The following is a 12,840-nucleotide window of genomic DNA, read 5'->3' as shown; positions in this document are numbered from 1 at the left end:
TGAGCAGGGGCCCGGCGTCTACGGCGACGGGCCCCCGCGCGGGCGGCAGTCACCTTGGAGCGCTCGGGCCCGGCATCGCCGATCGCCTCACTCGGCCACTCCTGAGTGCGCAAGAACCTTCTCGATCCTTACCCGGACGAGCAGTTCGCCGGGAACCCCGTTGCGCCGTCCGAACTCCTCCGCGCGCTCCTCGCCCATGTAGCGCGCACCGATCCGCGCGGCCCAGTGCCGGAGTTCGTCGGGCTCTTCCGAGAGCTGGGCCCGGCCTTGCAGCACGACGAAGTCGAAGGGCGGACGGTCGTCGTCCACGCACAACGCGACCCGGCCGTCCCGGGCCAGATTCCGTCCTTTGACGGTTTCCTTCCCGGTGTTGAACACCACGTCGTCACCGTCCAGCAGAAACCAGATCGGGGCCACGTGCGGAGCTCCGTCCGCTCGAACGGTCGACAGTTTCCCGGTGCGGGTCCCGTGCGAGACGAACGCCCGCCATTCCTCGTCGGTCATCTTCTGTGCCATGCCTCCCATCCTGCTTGCCCGGACGGCGGCGGTGGGGAAGGCTGGCTGGTCGAATCCTCCCGCCAGGAGGAACGACGAGACGGGGAGCGAACGAACCATGGCTCAGAACACGGGACTCGGCTGGCTGCTGGACGACTTGACCGAGCGCGTCGAACACGTCCGGCACGCACTGGTGCTGTCGACCGACGGTCTGGTGACGGCCGCGAGCACCGGGCTGCGGCGTGAGGATTCCGAACACCTCGCGGCCGTCGCGTCCGGTCTGCACAGCCTGGCCAAGGGGTCGGGGCACCATTTCGGTGCGGGTCAGGTGCGCCAGACGATGATCGAGTTCGACGACGCCGTTCTCTTCGTCACCGCGGCCGGCGCCGGCAGTTGTCTGTGCGTACTGAGCGCGGCCGAGGCCGACATCGGCCAGGTCGCCTACGAGATGACTCTGCTCGTGAACCGGGTCGGCGAGCACCTCCGGGTGGACGCGCGTCAGCCGGAGCACACCCCTTCCATAGATCTCTGACCTGCGAATACGTCATCTCGATCGGAGTTGTCCACAGGGTTCCCGCGTGATCCGGCAAACCGGCTACGGTTTTTCTCGAAGCGAGCGCATGCCGGCGCGAGCACTGCACGGGGGAGAACCACATGTCCGGAACCACCACCATCACGCAGTCCACCAGGCCCACCACCGTTCCGACCAGCGGTGGCGAGCGGCCCCCGTCATGGGCGCAGAGCCGCGCCGCACGGGAACTGGGCCTCAAGCGAGGCGAGTTCGAGCTCGCCGTACACCTCGGGTGCATCCGCACCGTCCCCGACGACAAGGGAGGGGGAGTACGCCGAGTCGCCCGGGCGGAGATCGACCGGGTGCGCTCCGAAGACGGATCGGCGGAAGCTCTCCGGGAGCGCGTCAAGGCGGTGGGTACCACGGAGGGCGCGGCCCTCATGGGAGTGACGACCGCCAGGTTCACCCGCCTCGCCCGCCTCGGCCTGGTGGTCCCGGTGAAGTTCTACCTCAACCGCTATCGAGCCGTCGTCTGGCTCTATCTCGCCGAAGAACTACGGCAGTTCGCCGCCGCGGAGAAGAACGCCGCGATGCTCAGCGGCCGCACCCCCGAAGTACTGCGCGACCAACTGAGCGCGGGGCTGGACCTGCGCCCCCGCAACTGGCGGGGACGGCACATGGGTTTCCTGCTCCGGCAGAACGAGGACCCGTGGGCGCAGGCCGCGATCGTGGCGTCACTGCTCGACCCGCTGGACAGGGCAGAGCTGGTCCCGGATCCGTACGAGCGCGCCTATCTGAACCGGCTCAGGCCTGATCCGACGGCCCGCACCGCCCCCGAGTCACCCGCCTCCGACGTCGCCGCGAGGATCATGACAGCGCAGGATCCCGACGAAATCAGCTGGCTCAAGGCCGATTTGACGCAGGCGCTCGCCACGGCCCGGCAGCTCCGCCCCGCTCCTCGGCCCACCCCGCGCCCCGTTCCGAACACCTCACCGCGGCTTGGCTTTCTTCCTGAGGAGGCCGGCCCCGAGGGTTCACCCCTGAACGATGAACCGCAGCGGTCGCGCGGCCTGTTCGGGTGGCTGCGCCGCAGAAACGCCTGACGGCGCGCGGCGAGCCTTCGGCGCCGAGTGACGGCCGAGCCCCTGCCCGACGTCAGATGCCGAACCCTGAGGCAGGGTCACGAGCCGAGCTTGCGGAACAGGCCTTCCTGAACCACAGAGACGAGCAGGCGCCCCTCCTGGTCGTAGATGCGCCCGCGCGCCAGGCCGCGCCCGCCCGTCGCGATCGGGGACTCCTGGTCGTACAGGAACCACTCGTCCGCCCGGAAGGGCCGGTGGAACCACATGGCGTGGTCCAGGGAGGCCATGTCGAAACCGCGCGGCCCCCACAGAGGTTCCACGGGGATGCGCACGGCGTCCAGAAGGGTCATGTCGCTCGCATACGTCAGCGCGCAGGTGTGCACGAGCGGATCGTCCCCCAGCGGCCCGACCGCACGCATCCACACGGCGCTGCGCGGTTCGGCGTTCTCGATCTCCTCGGGAGTCCAGCGCAGCGGATCCACATACCGGATGTCGAACGGCTGGCGCCGGGCCATGCGTTCCAGAGCCTCCGGCAGCGTGCCCAGGTGCTCCTTGATCTCCTGGGTCACCGTCGGCAGCGACTCGGGGTCCGGGACCTCGCGGGCCGGCGGCAGCTGGTGCTCGAAGCTCCCTTCCTCAGGCTTGTGAAAGGAGGCGGTCAGATTGAAGATCGTGCGGCCCTGCTGCACGGCGGTGACCCGACGCGTGGTGAACGACCGCCCGTCGCGAACCCGCTCGACCTGGTACACGATCGGCACACCCGGGCGGCCCGGACGCAGGAAGTACGCGTGCAGCGAGTGCACGGGCCGGTCGCCCTCGGTGGTGCGACCGGCGGCGACCAGCGCCTGTCCCGCCACCTGGCCACCGAACACGCGCTGCAGGGATTCCTGCGGGCTGCGGCCACGGAAGATGTTGACCTCGATCTGCTCCAGGTCGAGCAGATCGACGAGTTTCTCGGCTGGGTTCGTCATGGTGCGGTGTCTCCTGTGCTCACAGCTGACCGACGTCGGTGACCCGGACGATGGCACGGCCCTCCGCGTCGGAGGCCGAGAGGTCGACCTCCGCGCTGATGCCCCAGTCATGATCACCGTTCGGGTCGGCGAAGGTCTGGCGGACGCGCCACAGGGCGTTCTGGGGCTCCTCCGTGATCAGCAGCAGCTTGGGCCCGCGGGCGTCGGGACCGGTGCCGAGGTCCTCGTACTCGTCCCAGTACTTGTCCATGGCCTCGCCCCAGGCGTCGGCGTCCCAGCCGGACTCGGCGTCCAGCTCGCCCAGTTCGTTGATGTGGTCGAGGGCGGCGAGCTCGACCCGGCGGAACATGGCGTTGCGGACGAGAACCCGGAAGGCGCGGTTGTTCGCGGTGACCGGCTTGACCTGGTCGGCCTTCTCCTGGGCCTCCTCGGCCGTCATCACCTCCGGGTTGGCGAGCTGCTCCCACTCGTCGAGGAGGCTGGAGTCGACCTGACGCACCATCTCGCCGAGCCAGGCGATCAGGTCCTCGAGGTCTTCGGACTTGAGGTCGTCGGGGACGGTGTGGTCGAGGGCCTTGTAGGCGCTGGCGAGGTAGCGCAGCACGATGCCCTCGGTGCGGGCCAGCTCGTAGTTGGAGACGAACTCGGTGAAGGTCAGCGCCCGTTCGTACATGTCACGGATGACGGACTTCGGCGACAGCGGATGGTCGCCCACCCAGGGATGACTCTTGCGGTAGACGTCGTACGCGTGGAAGAGAAGCTCCTCCAGCGGCTTGGGGTAGGACACGTCCTGGAGCCGCTCCATCCGCTCCTCGTACTCGATGCCGTCCGCCTTCATCGCGGCCACGGCCTCTCCACGCGCCTTGTTCTGCTGCGCGGCAAGGATCTGCCGGGGGTCGTCGAGCGTGGACTCGACGACGGACACCATGTCGAGCGCGTACGACGGGGACTCGGGGTCCAACAGCTCGAACGCGGCCAGCGCGAAGGTCGACAGCGGCTGGTTGAGCGCGAAGTCCTGCTGCAGATCGACGGTGAGGCGCACGATGCGGCCGTCGGCGTCCGGCTTGTCGAGCTTCTCGACGATGCCGCCGTCGAGGAGCGAGCGGTAGATCGCGATCGCCCGCCGGATGTGCCGCAGCTGCTGCTTGCGGGGCTCGTGGTTGTCCTCCAGCAGGTGCCGCATCGCCTCGAAGGCATTGCCGGGCCGGGCGATCACCGAGAGCAGCATCGTGTGCGTCACGCGGAAGCGGGAGGTGAGCGGCTCCGGCTCGGAGGTGATGAGCTTCTCGAAGGTGCTGTCCGTCCAGCCGACGAATCCCTCCGGCGCCTTCTTGCGCACCACCTTGCGGCGCTTCTTCGGATCGTCGCCGGCCTTCGCGAGCGCCTTCTCGTTCTCGATGATGTGCTCGGGCGCCTGCGCGACCACGAACCCCGCCGTGTCGAAGCCGGCCCGGCCGGCTCGTCCCGCGATCTGGTGGAACTCCCGGGCGCGCAGAGTCCGTACCCGGGTGCCGTCGTACTTGGCCAGAGCGGTGAACAGCACAGTGCGGATGGGGACGTTGACGCCGACGCCGAGCGTGTCCGTGCCGCAGATGACCTTCAGCAGGCCGGCCTGGGCCAGCTTCTCCACGAGACGGCGGTACTTGGGCAGCATGCCGGCGTGGTGCACACCGATGCCGTGTCGCACGTAACGGGAGAGATTCTGGCCGAACTTGGTGGTGAAGCGGAAGTTGCCGATCAGCGCGGCGATCTGGTCCTTCTCCTCGCGCGTGCACATGTTGATGCTCATCAGAGCCTGCGCCCGCTCGACGGCCTGCGCCTGGGTGAAGTGGACGATGTAGACGGGGGCCTGCTTCGTGGCGAGCAGCTCCGTGAGCGTCTCCGTCAGCGGAGTCAGCACGTATTCGTAGGAGAGCGGCACGGGCCGGGTCGCCGAGCGGACCACGGCGGTGGGGCGGCCGGTGCGCCGGGTGAGGTCCTTCTCGAACATCGCGACGTCACCGAGCGTCGCCGACATCAGAATGAACTGGGCCTGCGGCAGCTCAAGGATCGGGATCTGCCAGGCCCAGCCGCGGTCGCCCTCCGCGTAGAAGTGGAACTCGTCCATCACGACCTGGCCGACGTCGGCGTTCTTGCCGTCGCGCAGCGCGATGGACGCCAGCACCTCCGCGGTGCAGCAGATGACCGGGGCGTCGGCGTTCACGGACGCGTCGCCGGTCAGCATGCCGACGTTCTCGGTGCCGAACATCTTGCAGAGCTCGAAGAACTTCTCCGAGACCAGGGCCTTGATCGGCGCCGTGTAGAAGGTGACCTCGTCCCGGGCGAGCGCCGCGAAGTGCGCGCCCGCGGCGATCATGCTCTTGCCGGACCCGGTGGGCGTCGAAACGATCACATTCGCACCCGAAACCACCTCGATCAGCGCCTCCTCCTGGTGGGGATAGAGCGTGAGGCCGCGTTCCCCGGCCCACGACTCGAAGGCTTCGTAGAGGGCGTCCGGGTCGGCGGTCTGCGGCAGCTGATCGATAAGGGTCACGTCTCCATCTTGCCTGTCATCGGACGTGATCAGGGAATCGGATGCCCGTACGAAGATCGCGAACGTTACGCTGTGGCGCCGACGGAGCGTCAGTGCATGTGGGCAACTGGGCAGCGGCACAAGAGGAATGGGGCGGGGTACGGCCATGATGGGACCAGCACACTCACTGTCGGGGGCCGCGGCCTGGCTCGGAGTCGGAGCGGCGGCGGCAGCGGCCGGACACGCCATGCCGTGGCCGGTCCTGCTGGTCGGTGGGCTGATCTGCGCGGGAGCCGCGCTCGCCCCGGATCTGGATCACAAGGCGGCGACCATCTCGCGGGCCTTCGGACCACTCTCCCGGTGGCTGTGCGAGATCGTCGACAAGCTCTCGTACGCCGTCTACAAGTCGACTCGGAAGCAGGGCGACCCGCGCCGGTCCGGTGGTCACCGCACGCTGACGCACACCTGGCTCTGGGCAGTGGTGATCGGCGCGGGCACCTCGGTCGCCGCGATCACCGGAGGGCGCTGGACGGTCCTGGCCATCCTCTTCGTCCACATGGTGCTCGCCATCGAGGGGCTGCTGTGGCGGGCGGCCCGCGGTTCCAGCAGCGACATTCTGGTCTGGCTGCTGGCCGCGACCAGTGCCTGGATCCTCGCGGGGGTGCTGGACAAGCCGGGCAACGGCTCGGACTGGCTGTTCACCGCGCCCGGCCAGGAGTACCTGTGGCTGGGTCTGCCGATCGTCCTGGGGGCGCTGGTGCACGACATCGGGGACGCCCTGACCGTGTCCGGCTGCCCGATCCTTTGGCCCATCCCGTTGGGCCGCAGGCGCTGGTACCCGATCGGGCCGCCGAAGGTGATGCGGTTCCGGGCCGGCAGTTGGGTGGAGCTGAAGGTTCTGATGCCGGTGTTCATGCTGCTTGGCGGAGTGGGCTGCGCGGCCGCGCTGAACTTCATCTGACCGATGCCGGGCGGACCGGTGGGCCGCATCCCGGGCGGGCGGGTCGACCCACTCGCCCGCGACCGCTCGGGACACTGATCACCGCGGTCAGGTCGGTCACAGCGGAGAAGTCGGTCACGCCGGTCACGCCGGCCAGGACCGTCACGCCGGTCACGCCGGCCAGGACCGTCACGCCGGTCACGCCGGCCAGGACCGTCACGCCGGTCACGGCGGCCAGGACCGTCACGCCGGTCACGCCGGCCAGGACCGTCACGCCGGTCACGCCGGCCGGGACGGTCGCGCCGGCCGGGACGGTCGCGCTGCTCAGGAGGCCCGCGTCCGTCACGAGGGCCACACCGGCGTCAGCCGGCGTCACCCGTACCGGAGCCCGCGCCCCCGTACCGCCGCTCGAACGCCGCGACGCGGCCCTCCGTGTCCACGGTCCGTGCCTTGCCGGTGTAGAAGGGGTGGCTCTCCGAGGAGATCTCCACGTCCACGACCGGGTACGTCTCCCCGTCGTCCCATTCGATGGTCTGGTCGCTGGCCGCGGTGGACCGGGTGAGGAAGGCGTAGCCGGCGGCGCGGTCGCGGAAGACGACCTCGTGGTAATCGGGGTGCTTGTCCTGCTGCATGGCTGCTCCTTGCCTGAGGTGGGTGGTGCGGGGGAGGGGGGTCTCAGCCGGACACGGTGTCCTCGTCGACGATGTGCATGGCGGCCTCTTCGGCCGAGGCGGCGGCGCCGTCGATGCCCACGTCGGTGGCGATCAGACCGCTCTCCTCGTCTTCGTGCGCGCCCTCGTCGGGTGCGACGAGACGGCCGGAGCGGGTGGCGCCGACCTCGTCGTCGAGCGGTTCGCCGTCGGTGCCCTCACAGTCTCCGATGCCGTCTCCGTCGGGGGCCGCGAGGTCCGGCAGCTCTTCCGCGAGGCGCTGGTCGAGGGTCTCGCCGCGCTGTCCCTCCGCCGCGGTCACTCCGGTGTGCTCCACCGCCCACGGTCGCTCGGGCGGTGACCAGCCCCGGTCCAGAGGATCGTCGACGCCGTCGGCGTCCAGGGTGTCCTCGGCGTCGAGCAGCCCCGCGTCGTCCTGAACCTCGGAGCCGTCGGGCTGATAGACGTCGTCTCCCCATCCGTCGGCGCTGCTCACGGGTACCTCCAGGTGGTGGGGGTGGATCCGGTGCCGTCGCGTCCCACGGCGGCTGCGGAGAGCGCGTGGCACAGACCGCGTGGCACAGACCGCGCCCCTCGCGAACCGGGTGGTTCAGGAGCGCTCCCCGAGCCGGTGCAGGCTTCCAGCCTTCCACCCCCGTTCGGCACCGCGCAACGGCACCGGCACCGGCACGTGGCCACGGCACGTGCTCGGGGAGGCCACCCACCCCGCACTGGCACTGCAGCCCGCACCGACTCCAGCAGGCTCCGGCACTGGCGCCGGCTCCAGCACGGCTCCGACATCGGTCACCGGCCTCCGACACCGGTCACAGACGCCAGCACCGGCCCGGTCACCGGCACCGGCCCCGGTCACCGGCACCGGCCCAGGTCACCGGCTCCGGTCACAGACACCGGCCCCCGTCCATGCTCACCCGTGCCAGGACCGCCACAGTGCCGCGTACGCGCCGTCGGCGGCGACCAACTGGTCGTGGCTGCCGAGTTCGCTGATGCGGCCGTTCTCCACGACGGCGATGATGTCGGCGTCGTGGGCGGTGTGCAGCCGGTGGGCGATGGCGACGACGGTGCGACCGTCGAGGACGCGGGCCAGGGAGCGTTCCAGGTGCCGGGCCGCACGCGGGTCGAGGAGCGAGGTCGCCTCGTCCAGGACCAGAGTGTGCGGGTCCGCGAGCACCAGGCGGCCCAGCGCGATCTGCTGGGCCTGGGCGGGGGTGAGCGCGAGGCCTCCCGAGCCGACCTCCGTGTCCAGACCGTCGTCCAGGGCCCGTGCCCATCCGTCCGCGTCCACCGCGCCCAGGGCGGCCCACAGCTCGGCGTCGGCGGCACCGGTCCGGGCGAGCAGGAGGTTGTCGCGCAGGGAGCCCACGAAGACGTGGTGCTCCTGGTTGACCAGGGCCACGTGGGAGCGGACCTGCTCGGCGGGCATCCGGGACAGTTCCGCGCCGCCCAGGGTGATCCGGCCGCTGCGGGGTGCGTAGATCCCGGCGAGGAGCCGGCCCAGCGTGGACTTGCCCGCGCCGGACGGACCGACCAGGGCCAGACGGGTGCCGGGCGCGACTTCGAGGGACACCTTGCGCAGGACGTCGACGCCGGCCCGGTATCCGAAGTGGACCTGGTCGGCGTGGACGTCGCGTCCGTCGGGGGTCACCGCGGGATCGCCCTCGTCCGGCTCGATGTCCCGGACACCGACGAGGCGGGCCAGCGACACCTGGGCCACCTGGAGCTCGTCGTACCAGCGCAGGATCAGGCCCACCGGGTCGACGAGCATCTGTGCGATGAGGGCGCCGGTCGTCAGCTGGCCGACGCCGATCCAGCCCTGGAGGACGAAGACCCCGCCGATCATCAGGACCGAGCAGAGGACGGTGACATGCGTGAGGTTGATGACCGGGAAGAGCACGGAGCGCAGCCAGAGCGTGTAGCGCTCCCAGGCGGTCCATTCCTTGACGCGGCGGTCCGAGAGGTCGATACGGCGCTCACCGAGACGTTGGGCCTCGATGGTGCGTCCGGCGTCCACGGTCTCCGCGAGGACGGCGGCGACCGCGGCGTAACCGGCGGCTTCCGAGCGGTAGGCCGAGGGCGCCCGTTTGAAGTACCAGCGGCAACCGACCACCAGAAGCGGAACGGCGAGCAGGACGGCGGGGGCGAGCGGTGGCGCGGTCACGGCGAGACCGCCGATCAGCAGGGCCGCCCACACGACGCCGATCGCCAGTTGCGGCACGGCCTCGCGCATCGCGTTGGCGAGCCGGTCGATGTCCGTGGTGATGCGGGAGAGCAGGTCGCCCGTCCCGGCCCGCTCCAGGACGCCGGGTGGCAGCCCCACGGACCGTACGAGGAAGTCCTCGCGCAGGTCGGCGAGCATTCGCTCGCCGAGCATGGCGCCCCGCAGCCGTACCTGGTGCACGAACACCGACTGCACGACGAGGGCGGCGACGAACAGGGCGACGGTGCGCTCCAGGTGGAGTTCGCGCGCGCCGTCCGAGACCCGCTCGACGACCGAGCCCAGCAGATAGGGCCCGGCCATCGAGGCCACGACGGCGACCGTGTTGACGGTGACGAGCAGCAGGAAGGCCCGGCGGTGCCGTTGGAACAGTTCGGTCACGTAGGCGCGGACGGTCGCGGGGGCGCCGACGGGCAGGGTGTTCGCCGTTGTCGGGGCCGCCGGGTCGTACGCCGGTGGCGCCAGGCCGATCATGCGGTCTCCTCGATTCCTTCGAGTTCTTCGAGTTCTTCCAGTGCGTCGATCTCGCGTTCTTCGAGTGCGCCGACTCCGTGCGGGGAGTCGATCTCACGCGGCTTCGCGGTCCCGGCGGCGGTCTCGTCGTCGGTCTCGCGGGTGACGACGGCGCGGTACCGCGGCTCGCTGTGCACCAGCTCGCGGTGCACGCCGACTGCCGCGACCTCGCCCTCGTCCACGAGGACGACCCGGTCCGCCTGGTCCAGGAGGAGCGGCGAGGAGGTGAAGACGACCGTCGTACGGCCTGTCCGCAGGGAGCGGACACCGTCGGCGACCCGGGCCTCGGTGTGCGAGTCGACGGCGGAGGTCGGTTCGTCCAGGACGAGCACCTCGGGGTCGGTTTTGAGGGACCGGGCCAGTGCCAGTCGCTGGCGCTGGCCGCCCGAGAGGGAGCGCCCGCGCTCGGTGATCCGCGCGTCCATGGGGTCCTCGGCGTCCAGCGACCCCTGGGCGAGGGCGTCCAGGACGTCGCCGCACTGTGCGGCGGCGAGCGCCTCGGCGGCGCCCACCTCGCCCGACGAGGGCACGTCGAGCAGCTCGCGCAGCGAACCGGACAACAGCACCGGGTCCTTGTCCTGGACGAGGACGGCCGTGCGGGCGGAGCCGAGCGGCAGCTCGTCCAGTGGGATCCCGCCGAGCAGGACCGAGGCGGAGGCCTCCTCGGCCGTCGCGTGGCCGCCGAGCCGTTCGGCCAGGACACCGGCCGCGTCCGGATCGCCGCACACCACCGCGGTCAGGAGGCCGAGGGGCGCGAGGAGTCCGGTCGCCGGGTCGTACAGATCGCCGGTCGGTACGACGGCGTCCCGCGACCCGGCGGTGTCGGTGATCCGCTCCAGGGCGAGCACGCGGGCGGCCCGCTTGGCGGAGGGGCGGGAGAAGGAGTACGCCATGGCGATCTCCTCGAAGTGCCGGAGCGGATAGGCGAGCAGCATGACCGCGCTGTACACCGTCACCAGTTCGCCGACCGTGATCCGGCCGTCGCGGGCCAGGTGCACCCCGTGCCAGATGACCGCGACCATGAGCAGACCCGGCAGCAGGGTCTGGATCGCGGAGATCAATGCCCACATGCGGGCGCTGCGCACCGCGGCCCGGCGGACCTCCTGGGAGGCGCGGCGGTAGCGGTCGAGGAAGAGCTCCTCGCCGCCGATGCCGCGCAGCACACGCAGACCGGCGACCGTGTCCGAGGCCAGCTCGGTGGCGCGTCCCGCCTTCTCGCGCTGGAGGTCGGCGCGGCGGGTGGCCCGCGGCAGCAACGGGAGCACGGCCAGCGCCAGGACCGGCACACCCACGGCGACGACGATCCCCAGAGCCGGCTGGTAGACGACCAGTCCGATACAGACCAGCACGACGGTGAGCGCGGCCGCGGCGAACCGCGACAGGGCTTCCACGAACCAGCCGATCTTCTCGACGTCGCCCGTGGAGACGGCGACCACCTCGCCGGCCGCGACACGCCGTGTCAGTGCGGAGCCCAGCTGCGCCGTCCTGCGGGCCAGCAACTGCTGGACGCGCGCGGCCGCGACGATCCAGTTGGTGACCGCCGTGCGGTGCAGCATCATGTCGCCGACCGCGATGCCCGTGCCGCACAGCACCATCAGCCCACCGGCCTGGGCGAGCCGGGTCCCGGAGTGGTCGACGACGGCCTGTACGGCCAGGCCGACGCAGAAGGGCAGCCCGGAGACCGCGACGAAGTGCAGCAGGCCCCAGGCGAGCGCCTTGAGCTGCCCGCCGAGTTGATTCCGGCCGAGCCACCACAGGAATCGGGGACCCGAGCGCGCGTCCGGTACGCCCGGGTCGGGGAACGGAAGGTCTTGAATCTGCATGACTTCCCAGGGGCTCGTGTCAGAGGTGAGGGCCGCGAGGCCGACGGCAGCCGACCGGAGAGCCGGGCGCCCGGCCGCGAGCGGACGGTGCGCGCCGACCACGAGGCCGACGAGGGACCGGCCGCGAACGCCGGCAACAAACCGTGAAAGGTTCGCCTCGGAGCGTGGTCGGAAGCAAACGAATTTTCGCCGCAGGGCGGAGAATCGGCCCGGACCGCCCGTATATGGCCGGGAAGCCGGGGGCCGGGCGTAATCGTCCGGAACGTGGTGCGACGATGGACCGTATGCAAACAGGCGGTGCGAGCGGTTCGATGCGCGCGGGGGTCGCTGTGGCGGCCTGCGGCGTCCTTCTGATGTCCCTGGCGGCCTGCGGAGGCGCCGACGGAGGCAGCGCGTCGAAGGGGGATGGCGGGTCCGGCGGAAAGGCCGCCCACGCCAAGGCGCCGACCGTCGACCTGAAGCGCATCCCGGACGTCGGAAATCGGCTGCGGCAGCAGATTCCGGCCAACTCCCGCCAGGTCGTGGCGGTCTACGGGGAGGGCAAGGACTCCGCCGACTCCAGGATCGTCCTCTACACGAAGAACGGCTCCACCTGGGACCAGACCCGCAGCTGGGAAGGGCACAACGGCAAGAAGGGCTGGACCACCGACCATCAGGAGGGCGACAAGCGCAGCCCGGTCGGCGTGTTCACGCTCAGCGACGCGGGCGGGGTGCTCGGCGATCCCGGTGCCGAACTCCCGTACACCGAGTCCGCGTCCTTCCAGGCCCCGCACTACTGGGCCAAGTCGCACTGGCACGACTTCGACTACGTCATCGCCATCGACTACAACCGGATGAAGGGCACCTCGCCGAACGACCCGACCCGGCCCGAGGGCCAGTCCAAAGGCGGCAGCATCTGGCTGCACATGGACCACGGCAGCGGCACGTCGGCCTGTGTGAGCCTGTCCAAGTCCGGCATGCAGTACCTGCTGCGCACGCTCGACCCGGATCAGCACCCTGTGGTGGTCATGGGGGACGAGGCGGACCTCAAGGCGTAGTCGGCGCGACCGACGGGGGAGCACCGCACCGGGGCTCCCCGCGTACGCGCGACGTCGAGACCCGGAAGGCGCG

12 protein-coding genes are annotated in these 12,840 nt (G+C 70.6%); 4 read left to right on the top strand and 8 right to left on the bottom strand.

Going from position 1 to position 12,840, the window contains the following annotated elements; all coding sequences use genetic code 11:
- Nucleotides 1-87 precede the first annotated feature (87 nt).
- A complete protein-coding gene (locus ACFWM2_RS10360; protein ID WP_383275789.1) occupies nt 88-516 on the bottom strand; it encodes a PPOX class F420-dependent oxidoreductase in 429 nt (142 codons plus the stop codon).
- A gap of 97 nt (nt 517-613) precedes the next feature.
- On the opposite strand from ACFWM2_RS10360, the gene ACFWM2_RS10355 reads away from it, so the two are divergent.
- Both ACFWM2_RS10355 and ACFWM2_RS10350 read left to right on the top strand, forming a co-directional pair.
- Nucleotides 614-1,027 carry a roadblock/LC7 domain-containing protein gene (locus ACFWM2_RS10355; RefSeq protein WP_383275786.1) on the top strand — a complete coding sequence of 138 codons (414 nt, stop codon included), beginning with the start codon at nt 614-616 and terminating at the stop codon, nt 1,025-1,027.
- A 122-nt stretch (nt 1,028-1,149) separates the two neighbouring features.
- On the top strand, nt 1,150-2,109 hold the full coding sequence (locus tag ACFWM2_RS10350) for a DUF6397 family protein (protein WP_383275783.1): 960 nt from the start codon (nt 1,150-1,152) through the stop codon (nt 2,107-2,109).
- Between the two features lie 77 nt (nt 2,110-2,186).
- On the opposite strand, the gene ACFWM2_RS10345 is transcribed toward ACFWM2_RS10350, so the two are convergent.
- Nucleotides 2,187-3,059 (bottom strand): acyl-CoA thioesterase, encoded by an 873-nt coding sequence (locus tag ACFWM2_RS10345; protein ID WP_383275780.1) that lies wholly within the window; start codon nt 3,057-3,059, stop codon nt 2,187-2,189.
- Nucleotides 3,060-3,078: 19 nt separating this feature from the next.
- Nucleotides 3,079-5,592: a DEAD/DEAH box helicase gene (locus tag ACFWM2_RS10340; protein WP_383275777.1), complete on the bottom strand. Its 2,514-nt coding sequence runs from the start codon at nt 5,590-5,592 to the stop codon at nt 3,079-3,081.
- Between the two features lie 145 nt (nt 5,593-5,737).
- On the opposite strand from ACFWM2_RS10340, the gene ACFWM2_RS10335 reads away from it, so the two are divergent.
- Complete coding sequence (locus ACFWM2_RS10335; protein WP_383275774.1) at nt 5,738-6,532, top strand: metal-dependent hydrolase; 795 nt, start codon at nt 5,738-5,740, stop codon at nt 6,530-6,532.
- Here ACFWM2_RS10335 and ACFWM2_RS10330 read toward each other — a convergent pair.
- From ACFWM2_RS10330 to ACFWM2_RS10310, 5 genes are all read right to left on the bottom strand, one after another.
- Nucleotides 6,525-6,857, bottom strand: coding sequence for a hypothetical protein (locus ACFWM2_RS10330; RefSeq protein ID WP_383275771.1), 333 nt, complete (start codon nt 6,855-6,857; stop codon nt 6,525-6,527). The genes ACFWM2_RS10335 and ACFWM2_RS10330 overlap by 8 nt on opposite strands.
- A 16-nt stretch (nt 6,858-6,873) precedes the next feature.
- Nucleotides 6,874-7,143 (bottom strand): type B 50S ribosomal protein L31, encoded by a 270-nt coding sequence (locus ACFWM2_RS10325; protein ID WP_383275768.1) that lies wholly within the window; start codon nt 7,141-7,143, stop codon nt 6,874-6,876.
- Nucleotides 7,144-7,186: 43 nt separating this feature from the next.
- Complete coding sequence (locus ACFWM2_RS10320) at nt 7,187-7,657, bottom strand: DUF5709 domain-containing protein (RefSeq protein WP_383275765.1); 471 nt, start codon at nt 7,655-7,657, stop codon at nt 7,187-7,189.
- A gap of 429 nt (nt 7,658-8,086) precedes the next feature.
- On the bottom strand, nt 8,087-9,868 hold the full coding sequence (locus ACFWM2_RS10315) for an ABC transporter ATP-binding protein (protein WP_383275762.1): 1,782 nt from the start codon (nt 9,866-9,868) through the stop codon (nt 8,087-8,089).
- Nucleotides 9,865-11,730, bottom strand: a complete 1,866-nt coding sequence (locus ACFWM2_RS10310) for an ABC transporter transmembrane domain-containing protein (protein ID WP_383275759.1) — start codon at nt 11,728-11,730, stop codon at nt 9,865-9,867. Before ACFWM2_RS10310 ends, ACFWM2_RS10315 begins: the two co-directional genes overlap by 4 nt.
- Nucleotides 11,731-12,014: 284 nt before the next feature.
- Between ACFWM2_RS10310 and ACFWM2_RS10305 the strand changes: the two genes are divergently transcribed.
- Nucleotides 12,015-12,767, top strand: coding sequence for a hypothetical protein (locus ACFWM2_RS10305; RefSeq protein ID WP_383275756.1), 753 nt, complete (start codon nt 12,015-12,017; stop codon nt 12,765-12,767).
- Nucleotides 12,768-12,840 lie beyond the last annotated feature (73 nt).

It is taken from the genome of Streptomyces sp. NPDC058371, from assembly GCF_042723265.1.
In the GTDB taxonomy this organism is placed as follows: domain Bacteria; phylum Actinomycetota; class Actinomycetes; order Streptomycetales; family Streptomycetaceae; genus Streptomyces.
Note: the sequence above shows the minus strand (reverse complement) of the source record. Positions and strands in the feature narration are given on the sequence as shown.